Origin of the sequence: Mucilaginibacter sp. UR6-1, from assembly GCF_020880975.1 — a bacterium.
Lineage (GTDB): Bacteria > Bacteroidota > Bacteroidia > Sphingobacteriales > Sphingobacteriaceae > Mucilaginibacter.
Window position 1 is genome coordinate 669891 of record NZ_JAJIWP010000003.1, and the last position, 25118, is coordinate 695008.

The window sequence follows — 25118 nt, forward strand, 5'->3', positions numbered from 1 at the left end:
TAATATTAGTTTTAAAAAATACCTACTACCGGGTATATGCAGGTTAGGGCACCAAAAACTCCATTAAGCCTGGTTTTATAGCTAAGCTAACCTTAGCGGGATGCTGGTATTCCAGTAATTCATCATCGGCGTGCAGGTCTGTCCCCATCCATTTCAGGGTAATGCTTTTACCGGTATGGGTTTGATAAGGAAAGTCAGGACAGTCATTCCCATCTATCAGGTGCTGCAAATGGTCGGCAAACTGTCGGCGTTGTTTTTCGGGCAATAAAACCAGTTCAAGCAGGCCATCGCCGGGTTGGGCGGCAGGTGCCAGATGCAGGTTAGGGCCGATGGAGCAAATATTCATGGCCTCAACCAGCAGGTAACAGCCGCTTATGGTTTCATCATCAACCGTAATAATACATTCCCGGCCTTCATAATTTAGTACGATCTCCTTTAAAACCTCAAGCGCCTTTTTTAATTCTTTTTCAGGTGTGTCCAATTCTTTCTTGTCAAGCAGCTTCATGTCTTTCATCAACTGCGGAAAAATGCCGTATCCAAAACCTTCCAAAAACAATACCGGCTGCTCAAGGCCGCTAACATAGGTAACATCAAATGGCGCGGTTTTTTTGTTATGCCACGATTGTACAATGTCCTTAATATCGCCATGTATCTTTAATGTTTTGGCAATATTGTTGGCCGTGCCAAAAGGCAGCAACCCTATCAGGTAGGGGCAGTGCATATCTGTTTTCAGTATCGCTTTGGCCGCTTTGCGTACAGTGCCATCGCCGCCCACAATAACTACCATATCAGTATCAGGTGTTATCTGTTCCCAGCCTTCTTCCTTTATCGAGGCATAGTCGGGGTTAAACCCGGCGTCATCTATCAGCTTAATTAAATTCTCTTTCGAGTGGTCTTTATCGCCCGCTCTGGGGTTGTGCAACAGCTTTGCTTTTGGCATCGGTAAGTATGTTTAAAATACAATCAATTAAAACATCCTTTTTGTTTTGTGGTTGAAATAATAAACTAACTGTTAAATGTTATGAGGATATTGATCACAAATGACGACGGAATATATAGCCCCGGCATTGCCGCCCTGGCACAAATAGCACGTAAGTTTGGCGAGGTGCGCGTAGTTGCACCCGATGTTGAGCAATCATCAATGGGCCATGCGGTTACACACTCCCGGCCGTTAAGTTATAAAAAATCGCCTATTGAATTTCCGGGTATTGATGCTTACCGGGTAAACGGTACTCCGGCTGATTGTGTTGCGCTGGGTACGCACCTGTGGTCAAAAACGGATGTGGTATTATCAGGTATTAATATGGGCCCAAACCTGGGTAATTCTATGTGGCATTCGGGTACGCTGGCAGCGGCCAAGCAAGCTGTGTTATTTGGTATAAAAGGCATAGCGCTCAGTACCCCGGTTGGTAAAACCGAACCTGATTTTAAAGCACTTGAACCCTTTGTTGAAAAAGTACTGAGCTCGTTGTTGGAAGATACCAAGCTGGCGCTGTATAACGTGAACTTTCCGGAACACCCTACTGATATTACCTGGACAAGGCAATCAGTACGTTTATATGATGGCACAGTAATACCCGGTACTGATCCGCTGGGCCGCAAGCATTACTGGTTTACAGTAACCCCGCTTGAACCTGCCGAAGAAGGTACTGACCGCTGGGCTGTTGATAACAACCTGGTATCAATAACCCCGCTAAGGCTTGACTTAACCAACGAGGCTGAATTAAAAGAAAAGATACAAACACAGCCGGTAGGCTTATAAAACAAAAACGGGGAGCATTTGCTCCCCGTTTTTGTTTTAGTTAGTTATTATTACAGCGCCTGCTCTAAACGCCCGGCTTTATAGGCCGCCATCAGCTTGTTCATGTCGTCGCGCAACAGTACATAATTATCGTCGTTATCGGCATAGTCAAGCAGCAGCTTTAACGCGCCGATGGATATTTTACGGTCATCCTCAATATCCGGGTTTTGCAGTTGATATTTGGTAAGCGCGGCCATGTATAGGTCGGTTATGTCCTTGTCGTCGTCAAAATTGGCCATAATGTCCTCATCCAGTATAAACTCATAGCTTGGCGTTTCTTCCATCCATTTATTTAAAAAGCTCATAGCGCGCAGGCGGGCAGGGTCATCCTTAATAGCCGGTATCTTAAAAAGGTATTCGGCAACGGGCAGTGCTATCGAGTCGGCATCAATAACACCTTCTTCAGTTTCCAGGTCATACCTGTCAACCCGTGGCAGGGTTTGCGAAAATGATGGTAGCACTACTGCGCCGGTTAACAGTAGCATAAGCAGTAACTTTTTCATCCTGATAAATTTATATCATTTAAACAATTAAGCTGATAACAGGTTTAAATATAACTAAATAAACTTTTTTATTTATTATAATAATGTAAGGTTTCGGTACACTATGCCTGTATGTTGTAAGTTGTTTGCCTAAAGCTTATATTTGATATTTTAACTGTAATAAACTATAATATTGTTGTATTAATTGCCATTGCATAACGAACGGGGTGATATTTATATTAAGAAAAAACGTTTTTTTTAACCTCAAAGTGTTCGTTTTACAATAAGTTAATTATACATTTACCGGAATTTCTAATCAATAAAAAACAATTATGATCATTATTGCCGATGGCGGCTCAACTAAAACTAACTGGTGCCTGGTAAATGAGGAAGGCAAAAAAGTATACTTTAATACTGAAGGTTATAACCCTTACTTTGTAAGCAAAGAATACGTTATTAAATCGTTACAGGAAAACCTGCCGACTGATTTAGAAATTGACAAGATCACTGAGGTTAACTACTACGGTGCAGGCTGTTCAACAGACGAAAAGCGCAACCAGATAAAGGAGTCGATGCAGGTTGTTTTTACAGCAGCTAAAGTAAACATCGGCCATGATTTGCTGGCTGCCGCACGCGCGCTGCTTGGCCATACCGAAGGCTTTGCCGCCATTTTAGGTACCGGCATGAATACCTGTACTTATGATGGTAAGAACATACTACAGAATATTGATTCAGGCGCTTACATTTTAGGCGACGAGGGCAGCGGCTGCCACATTGGTAAAAAACTGCTTATTGATTACCTGCGCGGCTATATGCCCGAGGCTGTACGCAAACTGTTTTGGGAAACCTTTAAGCTTACACCTGATGATGTGAACGAGCAGGTATACACCAAGCCATTGGCTAACCGCTTTTGCGCCAGCTTCAGTAAGTTTGTTTATGATAACAACGTACACCTGGAGTACTCACGCAACCTGGTACGTTCATCATTTGTTGATTTCTTTAAAAACGTAGTTACCAAATATCCTGATTATCAAAAATATACCTTTAACTGTATTGGTTCGGTAGGTTATAACTTCCGCAACGTGTTAGAAGAGGTAGTTACCGAGAACGGCATGACGGTAGGTAAAATCATCCGCTCACCTATAGATGACCTGGTGAAATTTCACCTTGAGCTTGCGCCAAGCCAGTTATAACCAGGCAAAAGCATATAAAACAAACAGCCCCTGTTTCAAAATGAAGCAGGGGCTGTTTGTTTTATAGGGTATGGATAGATCTACTTTTCGACAGCCACCGCTGCCGCCGGCAAAGCCTCCATGTTCAAATCGTTCTGGAATATTTTGTTGTACTTACGGCGATCGAACTTATAAAGTTTAGCGGCGCGGTATGATACGCCTTTCTGTTTCTCGCTCAGCTCCTTTAAAAAGCCGTAGCTCAGCATTTTTTTGCGGAAGTTGCGCTTATCGAGCTTCTTGTTCAGGATGATCTCGTATAGTGATTGCAATTGCGTAAGCGTAAACTTTTCGGGCAGCAAGTCAAACGCTATGGGCTGATAGTTTAACCGTTTCCTGATCTTGCTGAACGCGCTGCGGAATATCTCGCTATGGTCAAACGCCAGTTTCGGCATCTCGTTAACCGGTATCCAGAATGCTTTACGGGCGTACTGGGTAATAGGGGTAAGGTCCTTTTGGCCGCTTATGCGTATCAGCGCAAAGTAGGCCACGGTAATTACACGGCCCTGCGGGTGGCGGTTAACCTCGCCAAAGGTATGCAACTGCTTAATAGGCATGTTGCGCAGGCCGGTAAGCTCGTACAATATACGTTTGGCACCATCGTCAATGCTTTCGTTCTGCTCAACAAAGTTACCGGGCAGGGCGTACCAGTCTTTAAAAGGTTCCTCGTTACGCTCTATCAGTAATATCTTCAACTCGCCGGCCTCGAAGCCAAAAATCACACAGTCAATAGAAAATACGGAGTCGAATTTAGGTAGTACAGTTTCCAAAATATCAGTTTATAACAATAGGATAAAGATATGCGTTAATAATAAACAAAAAAATAAAAATAAATTTAATGGTGTAAATTGCACACAGTATCTTCGTACCGTAATTTCGAATACCAAATAAACGCAAATGCAAAAACTTTCAAAGATTGCTGTTTTAACTTCCGGTGGTGATGCTCCCGGCATGAACCCCTGCATAAGGGCGGTTGTTAGAACGGCATTATATAATGGATTACAGGTAGTTGGCGTTAGGCAGGGTTACCAGGGCCTTATCGACAATAACATGTATGATATGAATAACCGCTCGGTAAGTAACATACTTAACCTGGGTGGTACCATCTTAAAAACCGCGCGTTGCCTGGCGTTTCGTAATGAAGAAGGAATGGAGCTGGCCTACAAAAATTTAAAGGCCAGGGGTATTGATGGGTTGGTGGTTATAGGTGGTGATGGTACATTTACCGGAGCACTGCGTTTCTCCAAAAAATTTCCTGATATATCAGTGATCGGTGTACCGGGTACTATTGATAATGATCTTTACGGATCAACCTATACCCTGGGTTTTGATACCGCCACCAATACCGTTATTGAAGCTATTGATAAGATACGCGATACTGCCGACGCGCATGACCGTTTATTCTTTATAGAGGTTATGGGCCGTGATTCGGGTGCTATAGCGCTGCGTGCGGGTATATCATGCGGTGCGGAAGCTATCCTGCTGCCTGAAAAAGAAACAGCCATTGAAGAGCTTATTGTTAGTTTAAAGGCCGGTCATTATAACAAAAAATCATCAAGCATAGTAATTGTTGCCGAAGGTGATAAGCACGGCGGCGTTTATGATATTGCCAAAGCTGTTGAAAAGGAAGTTAAGAACTACGATATTAAAGTAACCATACTTGGCCACTTGCAGCGCGGCGGAAGCCCAAGCAGTTTTGACCGTATTTTAGGCAGCCGTTTAGGTTTTGCGGCGGTTAATGCCATGGTAGCCGGTAAAACACAGCAAATGGTTGGCCTGCAGGCTAACAACATAGTTTTAACCTCGCTTGAGGAAGCACTCAACCAGCACGAGTTTAAACTGGAAGAGGATTTGATGCAGATGATGGAAATACTCTCGATCTAATTAATGATAGCAGTTGTTTATAGCGGATCGCATTATGCACACTGGCGCCTTGCCGATAAGGGGCGCACCGTGGCATCTTTTAAAACCACCGGTATAAACCCTTATTTGAATGACGAGAAGCACATCATCCATGTGCTGAATAAAAACATTAACCTCATACACCATGCTGAGGTAGTAAGAAAGATATATTTTTTCGGCCCGGGCCTTTCATCGCCTGATATGAAAGAAATTATTCGCAAAGCTTTCACTACTTTTTTTAAATTTGCCAAAATTACAGTAGGGCATGACATTGATGCAGTTGCGCTGGCCGGCTGCAAAGGTGAACAGGGCATAGTTTGCATTTGCGGCAGCGGTACAAACGCCGCCTGGTATGACGGCCGTAAGATTAAAAACAACAATTTCGGCCTTGGTTATATACTTGCCGACGAAGGATCAGGCAATTGGCTGGGCAGGCAACTGCTAAAAGCATTTATAAGTAAGGCCCTGCCTGATGAACTTTGTAAGAAGTTTGCCAAAAGGTATAATTATGACCGTAATGCCATTTTGGACAAAGTGTACCGCCAAAAGCAAACGGCACTGTTTTTGAGCTCTTTTAACGACTTCTTTATTGATAACAGGGACGATCAATATATCAGGAACCTTTTAACTACAGGTTTTGAAAAAATGGTGAATACGTACTTAGTACCCTTACATCAGCAATACCCGGAAGCACCGGTACATTTTTCAGGATCAGTAGCTATGCACTTTCAGGACGTATTGCAACCTATAACTGCCAATGCCGGTATAAGCGTAAGCAGCATTGTCAGGTCACCCATAAATAATTTATTAACGTATTACGCAAACAAAAATTAAACAATATGAAAATAGGAATTAATGGTTTTGGCCGTATCGGCCGCCTTGCTTTCAGAGCCGCTGTTGAACGCCCGGAAATTGAAGTTGTAGGCATCAATGACCTTGTTGAGCCTGATTACATGGCTTACATGTTAAAATACGACTCAACCCACGGTAAATTCAACGGTACGGTTACTGTAGAAGGCGGTAACCTTGTTGTTAACGGCAAAACCATCCGTGTTACTGCTGAGAAAGATCCGGCTAACCTTAAATGGGGTGATGTTGGTGCCGAGGTGATCATCGAATCAACCGGTTTATTCTTAACTCAGGAAACTGCTCAAAAACACATCGACGCCGGTGCGAAGAAAGTTGTTATGAGCGCCCCTGCAAAGGATGATACCCCTACATTTGTAATGGGTGTTAACCACAAGCAATTAAAAGCTGATCAAAATATCGTATCAAACGCATCATGTACTACCAACTGTTTAGCGCCTATAGCTAAGGTATTGAATGATAAATTCGGTATCGAAGAAGGTTTAATGAGCACTATCCACGCGGTAACTGCTACGCAAAAAACTGTTGATGGCCCGTCTGCAAAAGACTGGAGAGGTGGCCGTGGTGCTTACCAAAACATCATCCCTTCATCAACCGGTGCTGCTAAAGCAGTGGGTTTGGTATTGCCTGAGCTTAAAGGTAAATTAACAGGTATGTCATTCCGTGTTCCGGTTGCTGACGTATCAGTAGTTGACTTAACCGTTCGCCTTAAAACAGCTACCTCATACGAGGCTGTTAAAGCTGCTATGAAAGAAGCCTCAGAAGGTGAATTAAAAGGCATCCTGGGTTATACTGAAGACGAAGTTGTATCAGAAGATTTTAAAGGTGATGCACGTACTTCAATATTTGATGCTAAGGCCGGTATCGCCCTGAATGATAACTTTGTTAAAGTTGTTTCATGGTACGATAACGAGTGGGGTTACTCAAACAAACTGATTGATTTAGTACAAGAGTTAGGCAAATTATAATAGCCAACCCTTTTATATATCAAAGCCGGCCCTTAAAGCCGGCTTTGCTGTTTTATAAGCTATTTTTTAATTTGGATGTGTAGCGTTTAGCGTAGTTATACCGTAATATTTCATACAGATCAAAACCATTATCTACATGAAAAAGCTCATCTTACTTTTTATTGCCGTAAGTTTATTTTCCTGCAAAAAGGAGGCGGTATACGGTCCGTTAAAGTTAAAGAACGGCCAGGAGGTTGAACTACTGGTTGACCATCGCTACGGTGCCGATCAGGATATATTGTTAACCGCCAATACTAAAAAGCCCGCGGAAGCCGTACTGGCCGGGTTTGAAAATCGTGAACCGGGATATAGCTATAAGGTTAAAGCCAGGTTTCACTACGAGGAAAACCCACCTGCCGATGGTTCATCTTACTGGTATGATTTTGTTAGTATAGTAAGTAAAGATCAGTATAAAGGAGATGAGCCTTTTACAATTCAGCTCATTTATCATTATGGATTCGGCGGACCTGTTATCAGGCTAAATAAGGTTGATAATGATTATTATTTCACGCCTGAGATACAATTTACCTATGCTGATAACCATACCGGGAGCCAGCTTGCCGAAATATGGGCCAACGCGCAGGACATGCGGAACAATCATTCACAAACTATCCAGGAGCCTAAATGGAAAGCTATAAAAGCTACGGTAAAGCATGATCCGCAGCGCTTTGGCAAGGCATACCTGGTGCAATCAATACAATTTACCCCTTAAAAAGAGCTGATCAGCTACAGGTATAGCTGCAACGAATCATAAGCCAGTTCAATACCATCCGGCAGCTCCTGCGATATAACGTGGTGCTTGCCCAAACGGTGACTGATGTGGGTGAAGTAAGTTTTTTCGGCACCGATTGTTTGGGCAAAGGCAATGGCCTCATCAAACGTAAAGTGCGATATATGGGTTTGTTTTTGCAGCGCGTTTATAACCAGTATTTTGGTGCCCTTTATCTTCTCCACCTCATCGGGGGCTATGGTTTTAGCATCGGTAATATACGTGAAATCACCTATGCGGAAGCCTAATACCGGCAGCTTGTAATGCAATACCTCAATAGGGGTAACGGCAAGGCTGCCGATATAGAACGCTTCATCCTTACTGATAGTGTGCAGGTTGATTTGCGGAATGCCGGGGTAACCAGCATTATCAAATATATAAATGAATTCACGTTTCAGGGCCTCCTGTACGCGTTCCATGGCGTATACATCAATAGGGGCCTGTTGTATGTAGTTAAAGGCGCGCACATCATCAAGGCCGGCCACGTGGTCCTTATGCTCATGGGTAAAAATAATGGCGTCAAGGTGCTGTACATCGGCACGCAACATCTGGTACCTGAAATCAGGCCCCGAATCAATCACAATGTTCTTGCCCTCGGTTTCAATCAGTATCGAGCTGCGCAGGCGCTTATCATGCGGATCATGCGACTGGCATACCTCGCAATGGCAGGCAATAACAGGTACGCCCTGTGAAGTTCCGGTTCCTAAAAAAGTAATGGTCACAGTTGCAGGTTGGTTTGTTTAAGCTGGTGTAAAAAAGCAATTTGCTTATCGTCCAGTTGTTTATGATCTATTTCCAGCTCGCGCAGCAGCTCAACTAACGATTGTATGCGGCTTTCGAGGTTTGAAAACTTATTAACCACGATCATTTTACTGCTTTGCAGCAGGCATGCCCCGGTTTTAAAGTTACCCTTTTCATAACGCACCCTGTACCCGCCCGTTTTTAGCAGCAGTTCCAGTTTTTCGAGCGTATGGGTTGTTAGCGTAAGCATTGAATATCGTATTCCTTCAAAAATAACAAAGAATGATCAAGGATGATATGTTTGCGAAAAAGTTTTCGTTTGCATGATAAAAGTGCAATTTTTGCAGCGCTGATAAATAGCTGAACATGCGTATAAATATTTTAGGTGCCTCGGGCGCGGGCGTAACCACGCTGGGGCAGGCACTGGCCAATAAAACAGGCTATGCCTATGTTGACAGTGATTTTTATTATTGGGATAACACCACCAATGCCGATCCGTTTACCATAAAACGGCCCATTGAGCATCGAAACCGGTTAATGCTTAATGAATTGCGAAGCCATGGCAACTGGATATTAGGCGGCCCTGTAATGGGCTGGAAGTTTACAGAAGAGCTGACCTTTGATTTGGTGGTTTTTTTGCACGTACCACCTAATATAAGGATGACGCGCTTAAAAAAACGCGAATTTGAGCGTTATGGTGATATTATATATACTGATGCTTCACGCAACCGGCAGTTTGTTGAGTTTATGAACTGGGCGGCCGGCTACGATGATAATACAGCGCCTACCAGCCGCACCCTTCAAAAACAGCAAAACTGGCTGCAAACGTTAACATGCCCGGTATTGCGCATCACCGGCGATACAACGGTTGATGACCGTGTTGCAAAAGTGTTAAACGCCATGCAGGGTATTGTTTAAACGTCTTCGCTATCCTGCTCGGCTTCTTCCTCAAGGCGGTCTTTACGTTCATCCTTTAAATCCTTGATGGTGTCTTTGTAATCTTCTTCCAGGTCTTTAAGTTCTTCTTTCATGTCCTCGCGGGCATCTCGGCGGTCTTCGGCATCGTCAAATTCTTCGTTATTAAAGTCGTCGATGATGCGTTTACGCTCCTGCTTATAGTTTTCCTCTTCGGTAAATAATTGCATTTCAAACTCGAATTGCGATTGCAGCCGTTCAAATTTGCGCTCGTTAAACTTAGTTGTCGCATCTGTAGGGTTTTCAAGCACCTGTATCATCATGGCTGACATCTGGCTGTAATAATCCTTGGTTAACTTAGCTATTTTGCCGCCCGACGGCTTGCCGTTTACATCTACGGTTTTTAATTTAGCCAGCTCTTTATTTGATTTTCGCATCGCGCGGATCAAGCTATCACGGCTTTTCTTAGGCAGCATTTTTAGTGCCGACAGGTCTTGAAAATTGTATTCGTGCGAAGGTGTGCGTTTTTGGGCAGAGGCTGTATTTGCCATAAAGCAAATCAATACAGCAAAAAGGAAAAGGTTTTTCATGATATAAGATTGGTTGGTTTATACGGGTTTGATAAAAATACACATAAAAGGTTTAACGAGCATAAAAAAAGCGGCACCTTTATTTTAGTGCCGCTTTTTTTATGCTTGGTTTTCAAATCTATCGCAAGTCAACTACCTCAACGCCTGGGTGTTTTTTGGCATCAAAGCTAAAGTAAGCATCGGCCACGGGGGCATTGGGTGTGGTGGTTTTAAGGGTGTAATTGTAGCGTGAGCCATTGCGGTCAAACACCAGTACGTTATAGATCTGTTTTTTAACCTTATCGATCATCAGCCTGATCTTGAAGAACTGGGCTTTTTCGGCTTCAGGTGTCAGGTCTATCACCTGGTAGGTTTTGCCGCCCTGTTTTTGCAGGCCATTATATACGTATTTATATCCTTTTTCGTAGATGGTAAATATCTGCGCCGGGTTAAAGGCATCATCGCCCTGGCCGGCATCATTTACCTGTACTTCTTTCTCGTCAACCATATAGCTCCACTGGGTTTTACCATCGCTGATGATCTCCTGATCGATCACCTGTTTTTTGCCGTTGGTTTGATAAACGCTCACCCTGAATTTATTACCCTGTATTTTTGATACAAGCGTACCGGTTTGGGTGTTTTGTATACCGGCCTGCTTGTTATCAACAGTCAGTGTAAAATCTGTTTTTATGGAAGAGTATGACCTGTATTTTTTGCTCAGTTCGCTCAAAATGGTTTTGGCATCGTCATCCTTTTGGGCAAAGGCTCCGTAAGCCTGCACGGTAATCAGCAACGCGAGTATGATATATTTTTTCATGTATCTGTTATAGTTATACCCCTAACGTAAAATTGCCGCAGGGGTTTTTAATATTTTAAGAGTGAATTTTGTGCCGATGGTTTAATTACCTTACAGTTAGTTTTAGTTCGGCCTTAATGCGTTTTGAAGGTTCGCGCGGCGAGAGAAGGAACAACAGCTCATCCAGTTTGCCGGCCTGCCAGGTGGCCAGCATGTCATCATAATAATAACTGCCCGGGTTGCCCGATTGCCCGCCCGAAATAATGCCATAGCCCTTTACCTGAGGCCCCATTTGTACCACCATGCGCCAGGATGGACCATGCCCGTCAACCAAGGCATTAACAGTTAAACCTGTGCCCGGCGTGGCAAAGTTGCCCGAGCCAAAACCATCTAAGCCGGCAAGGTGCGCAACCTCAAAGGGCTTAACCTTAGCCCATGCCCAGTTATTGCCCGGTTTGCCATGCAGGCGCACCAGGTCATCAACGGTAACTATAAAAGCACGGGTTACTACATCTGCCGCGGTTTCAACAACCGGGGTGCGCTGGTTGTCAAACCATTTTGATTTTGGTTGTTTGATGAGCAGTTGCTCGGTAACATCACGGTCGGGCACGCGCAGGGGTATTTTGCTGCTGTTAAACTGGTCGTTCCAGGTCATGGCGTAAAACTTGCGCCACCAGCCGTTAAAAACACTTGGCCCTGCTGAATTTACGGCATAATGTTTATCCCAATTTTTAACAATTTGGTATGCATCCATCTGCGCATCATCCAGCTTGGTGGTATCCAAATAGGTGAGCATGGTAGGTAACACATCTTGTGCAACTATGCTGTAATCATCCAATTGTAACAAGCGCAGGCTATCGGCGTTGGCCTGGTGCATAGCAGCCAAACGGCTGTTAATGCGTTTACCGCGCTCGTAACCCGCAAATTGCCAGTTAATATAGTAAGGGTATGTTTTATCGGTACTGAACTGGTTGGCCGAACTTACAAAACCGCGCGGCGGATTTTTAACCGTAGGGTTATGGGTATAAGGTATAAAGCCATGCCAATCATTCCCCGGGTCGCTGCCATCCATTATGTACTTGCCCTGTTCCGAATATTTAAGGGGAATTTTACCGTTAGGTGTAATGGCGATATCCTTGTTTACATCCGCGAAAATAAAGTTTTGCGCGGGGGCAGAGTAGTATTGCAAAGCCTTGCGGTAATCGGCATAATTGGTAGCGCGGTTAAGCAGGTAAAAGGTCTTGAACTCGTCCGACTCATCATGCGCTATCCACCTTAATGCATTGCCTACCGGGATATACTCAGGGGCATTTTTGTCTTTTTTAGCCGCCGTTTCATAAACTACCGGGCCATGGTGGGTGTACAAAACGGTATCGTATACGGTGCTGCCGTCTTTTACGGCGATAGCTTCAACGCGTTTGGTTACCTTATTCCAGCGGTTGTTGTACCAGTATTCATTCTTATTAGCGTCACGGAATTTTATCTGGTACCAATCAAGCACGGCGGCATCAACATTGGTTACGCCCCAGCTTACCTTATTGTTAAAGCCGATAACTACACAAGGTGCCCCCGGCAGCGATACACCATAAACATTTACACCCGGCGCACTCATTTGTATCTGGTACCAGATGGATGGAAAGGTGAGGTTCAAATGCGGATCATTAGCTAAAATAGGGTAGCCATTGGCCGATTTGCTGCCGCTGATAGCCCAGTTATTACTGCCGATGCCTTCTACCTTTTGCCGGGGTTTTGCAGCCGCATTCATCTGCGCTGTAAAGCTTTTTGAGGGTTGGGGTACGGTCAGCGGCTTAAAGTTCCATTTAGTGCCTGCGGGAATGATCGGTTCATCGCGCACCGGCCTGTCCGGAAATAGCTCCCGCATTACATCTGCACCAAAAAGTTGCAGGGTATTGGTCATGGCAAACTGATCAGACCCACCCGCCAGCGTTTGCGACATCAGCTTTAACAAAAAAGCGCAGTTAATAGATTTCCAGGGCTCGGGTTTGTAGCCCATCAGCTTAAATTCCAGCGGATAATCTTTTTCATCCAACCCGGCTATGTAGGCGTTGATGCCGTCAGTATAAGCATTGATCACCTTGCTCATTACGCTATCTTTCATGATGCACTTCAGCGTATTTTCGGCACCGTAAACCATGCCCATGCGGCGGGCGGTGCGGTCGCGCTCCAGTGCCTTATCGCCCACAACTTCTGATAACCTGCCTGCCGCGCTGCGGGTTTGAATATCCATTTGCCACAGCCTGTCGCGCGCGGTGATGTAGCCCTGCGCGTAATACAGATCGTGGTTGTTTTTGGCAAAGATGTGCGGTATACGGCGTTCATCAAATTTGATGGTTACTTCGTTGGTAAGACCGGGCAGACTTAGTTCATCATCCCCAACTTCGGTACGGTTCTCGGCATTTTGCCAAAAACCACTTACCGGGTTCAGCAAAGGGCCAATAGCGGGTATGCTGCCAAAATTGGTTTGCAGCGCCCATAACATGGTAACCGTAACGACGAGCGAAAAAAAAGCTTTAAAAAACTTCATCAGGTATGTTGTAAAGGCTTACTAAAGATACTGTTTCCTCTTGTTTATGCCTCCGCTTTTTACGCGGTTTTTTGTTCTTGTTCTTTGTTTTGTTGCGGCGAAAGTTCCATGGTTCAACCGGGTTTTCATCCTGCCATAGGCCTAAACGGTTTTGGCGGGCATATTGTTCAAACCCGGCCAGTTCAGGGTCTTTTGAGTAAGTTTTATACTCCCAGGCGTAGCCGTTTTTAACCAGCTCGTGGTTCAGGTTACGGCCATCGGCCAATATTACATAAGCTACCGTGCGGCCATAGCGGTCTTTATCGCTGCCATCCAGCGTAACATTTTGCCCAAAGCAAAGTTGCGCGGTGTATTGCCTTGCAGCGGTGCCAAAGGCCTGTGCTTTTTCGGGGCAATCAATACCGGCCAAACGCACGGTTATGTTTTGCAGATCGTGGCTTAACAGTTCAATAGTATCGCCGTCTTTTATTTTTACCACCTTGTAGGTATCCTCGGGTAAAGGGTTGCAACCGGCAAGGGCTATAATTAGAAATATCAGGAGCAGGCGTAGCTTTTTCATTCGGTGTAAAACGGATGGCTAAGGTATAAAATTTAACTCACCCCGACTGCGCTGCGCTGGCCACCCCTCTCTACCCACAGGTAGAGAGGGGGAGGATCACAGAGCAAATAAAAAAAATATAATTATTAAGGATGCTCCCCCTCTTTGCGCTTGCGCAGAGAGGGGTGACCAGCGCAGCGCAGTCGGGGTGAGTTAAAAAAATATATCTTAGCAATGCATTACCCAATATTGTAAAATGAGCGACCATAAACTCACCATATATCAACTGCTGCCGAGGCTGTTCGGCAACACCAATACTACCCGGAAATATTACGGTTCGATAGAAGAGAACGGCTGCGGCAAGCTGAACGATATTAATGAAAAGGCGCTGAGCGAGATCAAAAACATGGGCTTTACCCACGTTTGGTACACCGGTGTAATTGAACATGCCACCATGACGGATTATTCCGCCCACGGCATCGCGCCAGATGATCCGGATGTGGTGAAGGGCAGGGCGGGGTCGCCTTATGCTATTAAGGATTATTATGATATCGACCCTGATCTGGCGGTTGATGTACCCAATCGTGTGCAGGAATTTGAGTTGCTGATAGCCCGTACCCACGCTGCCGGTTTAAAGGTGATAATGGATTTTGTACCAAACCATGTGGCGCGTACCTATCACTCGGATATAAAACCGGCCGGCGTGCGCGATTTTGGCGAGGATGATGATAACACGATAGCCTTTTCGGCCACTAACGATTTTTATTATATACCCGGTCAGCCGCTGGTGATACCTTCGGGATATAATCCGGGAGGCGATGAATTTTCCAGCCCGCTAAAGGATGGTCAGTTTGATGAAAATCCGGCCAAGGCCACTGGCGACAACGTATTTAACGCATACCCATCCATCAACAACTGGTTTGAAACCATTAAGCTTAATTATGGGGTGGATTACGTGGCCGGATACAAAACCTACTTTAACCCTGTGCCGCCGCTGTGGCATAAAATGCTGCACATCCTGTCGTACTGGGCGGATAAGGGTATCGATGGGTTCCGTTGCGATATGGTGGAGTACGTACCCTTTGAATTTTGGGGATGGCTGATAGCTGAGATGAAAGAGCGTTACTCTGATGTGATCTTTATTGGCGAAGCCTATAATCCGCACGAATATCACAACTATCTTTTTAATGGGCGGTTTGATTACCTGTATGATAAAGTAGGCTTATACGATGCCGTAAAGCGCCTTACCCGTAATGAGGGGCATTCCAGTACCTGGGATATTAACGCCGTATGGAACCATCACACTAAAGGATTTGATGAGCGTATGCTGCGCTTTATGGAAAACCACGACGAGGAGAGGATAGCCTCTGCACCCTTTGCGGGCGATGCCTGGCTGGCCCTGCCGGGTATAATTGTTAGCGCTACGCTTTCAACCGGGCCGGTGATGATCTACTCGGGGCAGGAGGTAGGGGAACCCGCCCATGGCGCATCCGGTTTTAGCGGTGATGACGGCCGCACCACCATATTTGATTACTGGGGCGTACCCGAACATCAAAAATGGGTAAACAGCCACGCCTACGATGGTGCGCAATTACATGAAAGCCAGGTGCGTTTACGCCAATTTTACAGTAGGCTGCTCAATGCCGTGCGCGATAATGAAGCCTTGCGCGAAGGCGCGTTTTATGAGTTGATGATCGCCAATGAACATCAGCCGGGCTTTAACAACCGCCTGTATATTTACCTGCGTTACACCGCCAACGCGCGGGTGCTGGCGGTGGTTAATTTTAACCGCCATGCAGTTGATATTATGGTAAAGCTGCCTCATGATCTGATCGGGAAACTGGGGATTGCAGGTGAGATAATGTTTAGTGATTTATTATCCGAAAAGACGTTTACAACAGCGGATATCGCTAACGGACTACAATTGAATCTTCCGGCGGCAGCAGGATATTTACTGGCATTTTAAAGGGCTTGGATATAAGGTTCTTTTTCCACCATGTCTATCAGCTTTTTTAGCGGTGAGCGCATGTTGTGTTTGTGGTAGATGTTTAGCTTCTTTTCTCTGCCAACATACTTTTGGTTGATAAAGGGCTTATATATTCTTTGCATGTACTCCCCGTTACCGGTGTTAAACACAAACACATTATCGCAATAGTGTGCGCTTTTTACAGCAATTTCAAATTCGCCGTTTTTGCCATCGTTTTTAAATAAAGGTGGCGGTATCGAGTCTGCTATTATTTTCTCAAAGTTTGCTTTAATAAATGTTACCAGCTTAGTATTCATCAGTTGCGGCTGATAATTCTTGCATTCGTCAAATCGTTGTATCCGGCTTTTGCCATCTTGCTGCCACATCAGGTAACGTATCTTCTCTACCTCGCAGGGCATAAGCGGTGCTTGAAGGCGAGGCCGCGTGTCGGCGCAGTACATATAATAAACTATAGTAGTGTCTACACCGGCAGTTTTCAATTCAGCGATCCTGGCCTTTAACTTTTCATTGCTTTGAGTAAGGCCTGTTTTAAAAAGCAGTAACAGTAACAAGGTTAACGCGGGTTTCATTGGCATCAGGATGTATGGTAAATTTACTATAAAGGCTACATAAAACACAGCCGTAATGCTAAGTTTAAATTTAATTAACGCTAACCCCAAAAAAGTTAATTGGTGTGTGCAAAAGTGTCCCATTAATGGTTGAAAACCTTATATTGCGATTAAGTTATGCAATCAGCATTTTTGTAGCACTTACTAATTGATTTAAATGGAAGAGAACATACTTAACCCGAAGGAGATACTGAATGAGTTTGTTGAAGAGGAAGAAGGGTTCAGGCACTTAAATAACCCCGCCGATGGCATCAAGCCTATCACCAAAAAATATTTGGGCGTACCCACGCACGGTGTAGGCTCGGGCAGTAAATACTATTTTACCGATGGCGATGCCAAGGTGGAGCTGATCGTGGTGAACGAGGAGATTATGCGTGTGAGGCTGGCCCCGCACGGCGTTTTTCTTGAAGACTTCTCGTACGCTGTGCCTGATCTGAAACCTAAAAATATAGCTGTTAACTTTTTTGAGGATGATAAGGAGTTCAGGGTATCAACCGCTAAGGTGAACTGCCACATCCGTAAGGCTGATTTTTTTATCTCCTTTTCTGACCAGAATAATGTAATAACCAGCAGCGATGCCAAAGCCATGCACTGGGAAGAGAACACCCAGTTTGGCGGGTATTATGTATTCTCAACCAAAGAATGTCATCCCGACGAGAACTTTTTTGGCCTGGGTGATAAGCCAACCGAGCTTAACCTGCGCGGCAAACGCCTGGTGAACTGGAATACCGATGCCTACTCATTTGCCTGGAATCAGGACCCGCTATACCGCAGTATACCCTTTTACATCAGCGTAAATGAGGGGATAGCGCACGGTATTTTCTTTGACAATACCTTTAAGGCGCACTTTGACTTTGGCGGCGAGGACAGAACCAAAACCAGCTTTTGGGCTGATGGCGGCGAAATGCAATACTACTACATTCACGGCCCGCACATGATGGACGTGGTAAAAAGCTACCACCTGCTTACCGGTACGCACCCCATGCCGCCGCTGTGGGCGCTGGGCTATCACCAATGCCGCTGGAGCTATTATCCCGAAGCTAAATTCCGGGCGGTGGCTAAAGGTTTCCGTGAGAATAAGATACCGTGCGATGCCATTTACCTGGATATCGATTATATGGATGGTTACCGCTGCTTTACCTGGAACCGCCGCTACTTTCCTGATCCGAAGAAGATGATAGCCGACGCTGCCGAAATGGGCTTTAAAACCGTGGTTATTGTTGATCCGGGTATCCGTGTAGATGATAACTACCCTATTTTTAAAGAGGGCAAGGAGAAGAAATATTTCTGCAGACGGTCTGACGATTATTTTATGGAAGGCCACGTATGGCCGGGCCGATGCCAGTTTCCGGATTTTACCAATGCCGAGGTGCGCGAATGGTGGGGCAGTTTGTTTGACGAACTGATAGAATATGGCGTAGCCGGTGTATGGAATGATATGAACGAGCCTGCCGTATTCGGCTCCGGTACCTTCCCGGCTGATGTAAGGCACGATTATGATGGCTACCGTGGTTCGCACCGCAAGGCGCACAACGTGTATGGTATGCAAATGGTGCGTGCTACTTACGAGGGTATGCGCAAAATATTAAAGAACAAGCGCCCGTTTACCATTACCCGCGCGGGCTACTCGGGCTTGCAGCGCTACGCCTCGGTATGGACGGGTGATAACGTGGCCTCGTGGGAGCATTTGCGTTTGGGTAATATACAATGCCAGCGCCTGTCCATGTCGGGCATACCGTTTTGCGGTACCGATATTGGCGGCTTTAGCGGCGAACCCGATGGTGAGCTGTTTACCCGCTGGATACAGTTAGGTTCCTTCTCGCCGTTTATGCGTGCGCACTCCGCCGGAGATACCAAAGAGCGCGAGCCCTGGAGCTTTGGCGAACCGTTCACGGCCATCAACCGTAACTTTATTGAATTAAGATACCGCCTGCTGCCTTACATGTATTCGGCCTTTTGGGAACATCACCGTTACGGTTTCCCTATACTGCGCCCTGTGGTAATGCAGGAGCAGGATGTGCTGAAAAACCACTTTCGCCAGGATGAATTCACCTATGGCGATAAGATACTTGTTTGCCCGGTGCTTGAACCCGGCCAAAAAAGCCGCAAGGTATACCTGCCGAAAGGTAAATGGTTCAATTTCTGGACAAATGAGGTTGAAACCGGCGGCGAAGAGGTTGAAGTACCAACCCCGCTGGAAACCATCCCGATTTTTATAAAAGCAGGTTCAGTAATACCCGAATACCCGGTAATGCAATACGTGGGCGAAAAACCTATTGAAGAGATAAAGCTCAATGTTTATTACAGTGATTACGAGGCCAATTCCTTCTTTTTTGAAGATCACGGCGAATCATTCGCTTACGAGCAGGATATTTACTCCGAGAAAAAGTTTGTAGTGAACGGCGATGAAAGCTCATTAACGCTTAACCAAAGCATGGAAGGTTTATACACCCCACGCTATGATGGCTACCACTTTAAGGTGATAGGCCTGCCATTTGTACCCGCAACTATTACTATTGATGGTAAGGATATCGCTGATTTTGTGATCAGTAATGAAAAAGTGCTGGAATTTAAATACACCAAAACGTTCAGTACTTTACAAATAAGTAAATAATATTGTTAAATAATTAAAAACGGCCGGTATTAACGGCCGTTTTTAATTTAATACACTATGTTTTATCTGTAATGTTAAAATGTAATTCAAGTGTATAAATAGCCTTTTAAAACTTTATGGCATAATATTAGTTGATTAGTATTGTTAAATATTTTTATCACAAAATATATTATACTATGAAACTATCATTAACAACAATACCTGTGCTGCTGCTTGCCGCGGTAATTGGCCAGGGTTGTGTAAGCAGCAAAAAATACAAGCAGCTACAAACAGATTATAACCGTTTGGACAGTAATACCAAATCCATGCGCGTAAAATACCTTACTACCGAGCGTAACCTCGCCGTGGCAACCAACAAGGTAGAAAACCTTACCGATCAGATCAATACCGAGCGTGCCAACAACAGGCAATTGCAATCGGCGTTGGATAAGTGTTTAACCTCAAGCGGGCAGGGTAACCTCAATATCTCAAAACTGGTTGATGAGATAAACGCATCTAACCGCTATATACAGCAACTGGTTAACGCCAAAAACAAAAGCGACTCGCTTAACATGGTGCTTACCAATAACCTGACTCGCTCACTAAACCAGCAGGAAATGCGCGATGTTGACGTAAAGGTGCTTAAAGGCGTGGTTTATATTTCATTGTCTGACAATATGCTGTACAAATCAGGCAGCTATGAGATCTCTGATAAATCAGGAGAAACCCTGAGCAAGATTGCCAAGATCATCAAGGATTACAATAACTACGATGTGCTGATTGAAGGTAATACCGATAACGTGCCTATCTCGCAAAAAAACATCCGCAACAATTGGGATCTGAGCGCGCTACGCGCATCGTCAGTAGTACAGGCATTGCAAAACAACTACGCGGTTGATCCTAAGCGATTAACAGCCGGAGGCCGTGGCCAGTACAACCCGATAGCTGATAACAATACCGAGGCCGGTAAAACCAAGAACCGCCGCACACAGATTATCATTACACCAAAACTTGATCAGTTTATGGATTTGATTGGCAAAGCGCCCGATCAGCAAGGCCAGCAAGGTACAGCACAGCCAACTACCCCGCAGCCTCAGCAAACACCACAGCAATAATTTAGCTGATATTACTTATTTAAAGGGCGTTATCTGTTAATTCAGATAACGCCCTTTTTTATTTTGGGCCGATAGTGTGGTGCTATAAAACAAAGGTCTGTTAAGTATGTTCAAATATGATATATTTGAGCATCAATCATTCTCCCTGTACAGGGTACAACCGCCTGAAGAAGGCATTTTAATATGGCAAAGCAAACCAAGATAACCGAATCAGAACTAACCGATATTACTACCAAAAAAGTAAAGAGAACAACTAAGGCAAGCGCCAAATCGGCACCTGTACCGGGCGATGAAACCGTGGCTGCAACAACGCCTCAAGCTACCAGCACGGCAATGCCCGATGTACATGTAACCGCTGCTACGCATACTTTTAAGGCAGTGGAGCCATACAGCCGTTTTACCGAGTTTGATGTATCGCTTTTTAAGGCGGGCAAGCATTATAAGCTGTACGAGAAATTTGGCTCGCACGTGGTTGAGCATCATGGTGTAGTGGGTACGTACTTTGCGGTTTGGGCGCCAAACGCGCAATATGTATCAGTAACAGGTAATTTTAACGGCTGGAACCGCGGTTCGCACCAGTTACTGGTACGCTGGGATAGCTCAGGTATTTGGGAAGGCTTTATACCGAATATAGGGGTGGGTGAAACTTATAAATATTTTATAAAATCATCATCAGGCGAGGAGCTTGAAAAAAGCGACCCCTTCGCGCTACGCTGGGAGTTACCGCCACACACGGCATCCATAGTAGCTGATACTTTTTATGAGTGGAAGGATAAGCAATGGATGACCAACCGCAATGCGCACAACGCGCTGGATAAACCTTATTCGGTTTATGAGATGCACGTAGGCTCATGGGCGCGAAGCCCCGAAAGCCCTGATGAGTTTTTAAGCTATACACAGCTTGGCGATAAGCTGGTGCCATACCTCAAGGATATGGGCTTTACCCATGTAGAGTTTATGCCTATAATGGAGCACCCGTACTACCCAAGCTGGGGTTACCAGGTGAGCGGCTTTTTCGCGGCATCATCCCGCTATGGTACGCCACAGCAGTTAATGGAGCTGATTGAACGCCTGCATAACGAGGGCATCGGTGTTATTTTGGATTGGGTACCATCACATTTTCCGGGAGATGCACATGCTTTGTACCGCTTTGATGGTTCGCATTTGTATGAACATGCCGATACCCGCAAGGGCTATCATCCCGACTGGAAATCATACATATTTAATTACGGTCGTAACGAGGTGCGCGCATTTTTAATAAGTAATGCCCTGTTTTGGCTGGATCGTTACCATGCTGATGGTTTGCGTGTGGATGCCGTAGCCTCAATGCTGTACCTTGATTACTCGCGCAACCATGGCGAGTGGGAGCCCAATATTTATGGCGGTAACGAAAACCTGGAGGCTGTATCATTTTTAAAGGAGTTTAATGAGGCGGTTTACGCGCACTTTCCGGATGTGCAAACCATTGCCGAGGAGTCAACCGCGTTTCCGGGTGTAAGCCGCCCTACCTTTACCGGCGGCCTTGGCTTTGGCATGAAATGGATGATGGGCTGGATGCACGATACGCTAAAGTATTTTGCTAATGATCCGGTATACCGCAAGTATCATCACGGGCAGATAACGTTTAGCACTATTTATGCCTTCACCGAGAATTTTATGCTGCCTTTCTCGCACGATGAGGTGGTGTACGGTAAAAAATCATTATTAAATAAAATGCCGGGCGATGAGTGGCAAAAGTTTGCCAACCTGCGCCTGGTGTATAGCTATATGTTTAGTCACCCCGGTACAAAATTGCTTTTTATGGGTGCTGAGTTTGGCCAGGGCGGCGAGTGGAATTACCAGTACTCGCTGGATTGGCATGTTTTGCAGTATGAGTGCCATCAGGGTATAAAAGAAACCGTTAAAGCCCTGAACCACATTTACCGCAGCGAACCGGCGCTGTATGAAAAAGGTTTTGACTGGAGCGGCTTTGAATGGGTTGATGGCGGCAATGCCAATGACTCCATACTGGTTTATGCCCGTAAAGGTAACGATCCGGCTAACGAAATAATGGTGGTGCTGAACATGACACCTGTTGTACGCCACAACTACCGCATAGGCGTACCCGCGGCAGGTACCTGGCGAGAGATATTCAATTCAGATGCCCGCGAATTTTGGGGCAGCGGCTCAACTGCCAATGGCGAGCTGCATACCGAAGGCGTTGCATGGCATGGTAAACCGCAGTCGGTAAACCTGGCATTGCCACCCCTGGGCGCGGTATATTTAAAGCGTGTAGGATAATTTTTATCGGCATATTATAACAAAAAGCCTGTGTTTGCTGTTTAATAACAACGAATACAGGCTTTTTTCATGTTCAACATAATTTACCTAAGCACGGCTACCACTTTACTTAATGATTTTGAATTGGCCGAGATACTCTCGATAAGTCGTGATAACAATGTAGCAAAACAGCTTACCGGTATGCTGCTTTATGCCGATGGTACCTTTATGCAGGTACTTGAGGGCGAAAAGGAAGAGGTGATGCGCACCTATCATAAAATATTGCTTGACGAGCGGCACAAAAATGTGATAGAGCTTGCTGCCGGGCCGCTTGACACGCGTAACTTCCCTGAGTGGAGCATGGGTTTCGCGTCTGTAAATGCCGATGTACTGGAGGAGTTTGAAGGTTATGTTGACCCTCAGAGCAAAGGCTTTTTAAATAACGAGAAAGTAAATGCCGCCATCATTATGCTCAAAGGCTTTGCTGAGAATAATAAAATGAATTAAAAGGTTTATACTAAAGCATTAATATAGGGTTAACCTGCATTTAGGTAACTTTGTATTGTATGAAGCACTTTTTTATAATTCCCCTTTTGTTGCTTTTTATAAGCAGCTATGCTCAAACGGATACCACACAAAAAGTTATTGCCGGTCGTAAAAATAGCCTTGCCCAGCAAAATAAGCCTTATGTTATACTCATATCATCAGATGCATTCAGGTACGATTTTGCAAAGAAGTATAATGCGCAGCACCTGTTAGCATTTAGTGATAGCGGTGTACGTGCCGATGCCATGATACCATCATATCCGTCGCTTACCTTTCCTAACCATTATGCCCTGGTAACAGGTATGTACCCATCACACAGCGGGCTGGTGCATAATAATTTTTACGATCCTGCAACTCAAAAACATTATAATAATAACGACAAAAAGGCCGTGGCCGATAGCTCATGGTATGGCGGTACGCCGCTTTGGGTACTGGCTGAAAAGCAGCAAATGCTTGCCGCGAGCTTTTATTGGGTAGCCGCCGAGGCGCCTATACAGGGCGTTAACCCGACATATTACTATAATTATAACAATCAGATACCCATCGGGCGGCGCATACAAAAAGTAGGCGAATGGCTCAGGCTGCCCGCGGAGCAGCGCCCGCACCTTATTACCTTCTATCTGTCTAACGTTGATGATGCCGCGCATAAATATGGTCCCGACTCAAAGGAGGCAGGGGAGGCTGTGCAATATGTTGATTCGGTAGTGAATGAACTGGTAAAGGTGGTTAAACCAACAGGGCTGGATGTAAACTTCATCTTCGTATCCGACCATGGCATGACCCGCGTTAACAACAAGCACCCTATGCAACTGCCCGCCGTTGATAGTACAAAGTTTACCATGGCTGGTGATGGTATACTGGTTGAGCTGTACGCCAAACCCGGTGCCGATGTACAAGGCACCTACAAAGTACTTAAAGCGCAGGCCCGTAACTATAGCGTGATACTGAAGAAGGATATGCCTGCACGCCTGCATTACGGTACAAAGGACGATCGCTATAACCGCATAGGCGATATTTTGTTAAAACCCAACTGGCCTTATGTATTTAAGTACGTCGGCAAAACGTATATCAACCCCGGCTGGCATGGTTTTGATCCGTTTTTGGTGAAGGATGTTCATGCTACGTTTTTGGCCTGGGGGCCTGCCTTTAAAAAGCATACGCAGGTTAAGGCATTCAGCAATGTAAATGTATATAACATTATTACCCGAATATTAGGCTTAACCCCGCAGGAGCAAACTGACGGCACCAACAAAATTGCCGGTAAAGTGTTGCTAAAAGCAAAATGAATAACCCGCAAATAAGTTACCTGCTGGCCAGGCTGCCCATAGCCGTGAGCATGTTGGGGCATGGCCTGGTGCGCATACCCAAGCTCGATAAATTTAGCGGCTGGATGATGAGTGAATTCAGTAAATCGGTATTACCACAAAATGCGGTAAAGGCTTTTGCTTATGTATTACCGTTTGCCGAGTTGCTTATTGGGGCATTGCTGGTAATTGGGTTGTTTACCCGCTATACACTTATAGCCGGTGTGGTGGTTATGCTGCTCCTGATTTTTGGCTCCAGCATGATAGAACAGTGGAACAATGTTTTCATCCAAATGATGTACGGCGTGTATTTTGCCTTACTATACCATTTTGTTAATTATAACAGCTACGCGGCAGATAAATTTATTGCCGTTACAAAAAACTGAGCTTAGCAGGTAAACCGTTTTTTTATACTATAAAACCACATTATTTGTTAACATGACAGGTATTTATTATGCTGTTATGTAATAATATTTTATAAGAAATTCGTGATAGTTGTGAGTTTTCATTATAAAATAAAATATTGAGTGAGTTGAAAATAAATA

General features: G+C 45.0%; 24 protein-coding genes. 14 read left to right on the top strand and 10 right to left on the bottom strand.

The window, feature by feature from the left end:
- Positions 1-43: 43 nt before the first annotated feature.
- Positions 44-940, bottom strand: a complete 897-nt coding sequence (locus tag LJ707_RS13470) for a diacylglycerol kinase family protein (RefSeq protein ID WP_228951803.1) — start codon at positions 938-940, stop codon at positions 44-46.
- An 81-nt stretch (positions 941-1021) separates the two neighbouring features.
- On the opposite strand from LJ707_RS13470, the gene surE reads away from it, so the two are divergent.
- Positions 1022-1762 carry a 5'/3'-nucleotidase SurE gene (surE, locus tag LJ707_RS13475; protein WP_228951804.1) on the top strand — a complete coding sequence of 247 codons (741 nt, stop codon included), beginning with the start codon at positions 1022-1024 and terminating at the stop codon, positions 1760-1762.
- A gap of 50 nt (positions 1763-1812) precedes the next feature.
- Here the strand turns inward: surE and LJ707_RS13480 are convergent, their stop codons facing one another.
- Complete coding sequence (locus tag LJ707_RS13480) at positions 1813-2304, bottom strand: hypothetical protein (RefSeq protein WP_228951805.1); 492 nt, start codon at positions 2302-2304, stop codon at positions 1813-1815.
- Between the two features lie 311 nt (positions 2305-2615).
- On the opposite strand from LJ707_RS13480, the gene LJ707_RS13485 reads away from it, so the two are divergent.
- A complete protein-coding gene (locus LJ707_RS13485; protein WP_228951811.1) occupies positions 2616-3476 on the top strand; it encodes an N-acetylglucosamine kinase in 861 nt (286 codons plus the stop codon).
- Between the two features lie 80 nt (positions 3477-3556).
- On the opposite strand, the gene LJ707_RS13490 is transcribed toward LJ707_RS13485, so the two are convergent.
- On the bottom strand, positions 3557-4282 hold the full coding sequence (locus LJ707_RS13490; protein WP_228951814.1) for an NUDIX domain-containing protein: 726 nt from the start codon (positions 4280-4282) through the stop codon (positions 3557-3559).
- Positions 4283-4409: 127 nt separating this feature from the next.
- Between LJ707_RS13490 and pfkA the strand changes: the two genes are divergently transcribed.
- The 4 genes from pfkA to LJ707_RS13510 all read left to right on the top strand — a co-directional run bounded on the left by pfkA (position 4410) and on the right by LJ707_RS13510 (position 8000).
- Positions 4410-5396, top strand: coding sequence for a 6-phosphofructokinase (pfkA, locus tag LJ707_RS13495; RefSeq protein WP_228951816.1), 987 nt, complete (start codon positions 4410-4412; stop codon positions 5394-5396).
- A 3-nt stretch (positions 5397-5399) separates the two neighbouring features.
- Positions 5400-6248 carry a hypothetical protein gene (locus LJ707_RS13500; RefSeq protein WP_228951819.1) on the top strand — a complete coding sequence of 283 codons (849 nt, stop codon included), beginning with the start codon at positions 5400-5402 and terminating at the stop codon, positions 6246-6248.
- Between the two features lie 5 nt (positions 6249-6253).
- Positions 6254-7249, top strand: coding sequence for a type I glyceraldehyde-3-phosphate dehydrogenase (gene gap, locus LJ707_RS13505; protein ID WP_228951821.1), 996 nt, complete (start codon positions 6254-6256; stop codon positions 7247-7249).
- A gap of 136 nt (positions 7250-7385) precedes the next feature.
- The gene (locus LJ707_RS13510) at positions 7386-8000 is read left to right on the top strand and encodes a DUF4377 domain-containing protein (RefSeq protein ID WP_228951823.1); all 615 of its coding nucleotides are present in this window, start codon (positions 7386-7388) and stop codon (positions 7998-8000) included.
- 14 nt (positions 8001-8014) lie between these two features.
- On the opposite strand, the gene LJ707_RS13515 is transcribed toward LJ707_RS13510, so the two are convergent.
- Complete coding sequence (locus tag LJ707_RS13515; protein WP_228951824.1) at positions 8015-8779, bottom strand: MBL fold metallo-hydrolase; 765 nt, start codon at positions 8777-8779, stop codon at positions 8015-8017.
- Positions 8776-9048, bottom strand: coding sequence for a hypothetical protein (locus LJ707_RS13520; RefSeq protein WP_228951826.1), 273 nt, complete (start codon positions 9046-9048; stop codon positions 8776-8778). The genes LJ707_RS13515 and LJ707_RS13520 overlap by 4 nt, the downstream gene beginning before the upstream one ends.
- A gap of 116 nt (positions 9049-9164) precedes the next feature.
- On the opposite strand from LJ707_RS13520, the gene LJ707_RS13525 reads away from it, so the two are divergent.
- Positions 9165-9716 (top strand): AAA family ATPase, encoded by a 552-nt coding sequence (locus LJ707_RS13525; protein ID WP_228951828.1) that lies wholly within the window; start codon positions 9165-9167, stop codon positions 9714-9716.
- On the opposite strand, the gene LJ707_RS13530 is transcribed toward LJ707_RS13525, so the two are convergent.
- From LJ707_RS13530 to LJ707_RS13545, 4 genes are all read right to left on the bottom strand, one after another.
- A complete protein-coding gene (locus tag LJ707_RS13530) occupies positions 9713-10303 on the bottom strand; it encodes a hypothetical protein (protein ID WP_228951830.1) in 591 nt (196 codons plus the stop codon). The genes LJ707_RS13525 and LJ707_RS13530 overlap by 4 nt on opposite strands.
- Before the next feature lie 118 nt (positions 10304-10421).
- Entirely contained in the window at positions 10422-11099 is a 678-nt protein-coding gene (locus LJ707_RS13535) for an outer membrane lipoprotein carrier protein LolA (protein WP_228951832.1), read from the bottom strand.
- 85 nt (positions 11100-11184) lie between these two features.
- Complete coding sequence (locus LJ707_RS13540; protein ID WP_228951834.1) at positions 11185-13623, bottom strand: penicillin acylase family protein; 2439 nt, start codon at positions 13621-13623, stop codon at positions 11185-11187.
- Complete coding sequence (locus LJ707_RS13545) at positions 13610-14182, bottom strand: thermonuclease family protein (protein WP_228951836.1); 573 nt, start codon at positions 14180-14182, stop codon at positions 13610-13612. Before LJ707_RS13545 ends, LJ707_RS13540 begins: the two co-directional genes overlap by 14 nt.
- 235 nt (positions 14183-14417) lie before the next feature.
- On the opposite strand from LJ707_RS13545, the gene LJ707_RS13550 reads away from it, so the two are divergent.
- Positions 14418-16127, top strand: coding sequence for an alpha-amylase family protein (locus tag LJ707_RS13550; protein WP_228951839.1), 1710 nt, complete (start codon positions 14418-14420; stop codon positions 16125-16127).
- Here LJ707_RS13550 and LJ707_RS13555 read toward each other — a convergent pair.
- Positions 16124-16717, bottom strand: coding sequence for a hypothetical protein (locus LJ707_RS13555; protein WP_228951841.1), 594 nt, complete (start codon positions 16715-16717; stop codon positions 16124-16126). The genes LJ707_RS13550 and LJ707_RS13555 overlap by 4 nt on opposite strands.
- Before the next feature lie 196 nt (positions 16718-16913).
- Between LJ707_RS13555 and LJ707_RS13560 the strand changes: the two genes are divergently transcribed.
- The 6 genes from LJ707_RS13560 (at position 16914) to LJ707_RS13585 (ending at position 24959) form a co-directional block, all read left to right on the top strand.
- Complete coding sequence (locus LJ707_RS13560; RefSeq protein ID WP_228951843.1) at positions 16914-19370, top strand: glycoside hydrolase family 31 protein; 2457 nt, start codon at positions 16914-16916, stop codon at positions 19368-19370.
- A 176-nt stretch (positions 19371-19546) separates the two neighbouring features.
- Positions 19547-20464, top strand: a complete 918-nt coding sequence (locus LJ707_RS13565) for an OmpA family protein (protein ID WP_228951845.1) — start codon at positions 19547-19549, stop codon at positions 20462-20464.
- Between the two features lie 333 nt (positions 20465-20797).
- Positions 20798-22744, top strand: a complete 1947-nt coding sequence (glgB, locus tag LJ707_RS13570) for a 1,4-alpha-glucan branching protein GlgB (RefSeq protein ID WP_228952523.1) — start codon at positions 20798-20800, stop codon at positions 22742-22744.
- A gap of 69 nt (positions 22745-22813) precedes the next feature.
- On the top strand, positions 22814-23230 hold the full coding sequence (locus tag LJ707_RS13575) for a BLUF domain-containing protein (protein WP_228951847.1): 417 nt from the start codon (positions 22814-22816) through the stop codon (positions 23228-23230).
- Between the two features lie 59 nt (positions 23231-23289).
- Positions 23290-24555 carry an ectonucleotide pyrophosphatase/phosphodiesterase gene (locus LJ707_RS13580; RefSeq protein WP_228951848.1) on the top strand — a complete coding sequence of 422 codons (1266 nt, stop codon included), beginning with the start codon at positions 23290-23292 and terminating at the stop codon, positions 24553-24555.
- Positions 24552-24959 carry a DoxX family protein gene (locus LJ707_RS13585; RefSeq protein ID WP_228951850.1) on the top strand — a complete coding sequence of 136 codons (408 nt, stop codon included), beginning with the start codon at positions 24552-24554 and terminating at the stop codon, positions 24957-24959. Before LJ707_RS13580 ends, LJ707_RS13585 begins: the two co-directional genes overlap by 4 nt.
- Positions 24960-25118 lie beyond the last annotated feature (159 nt).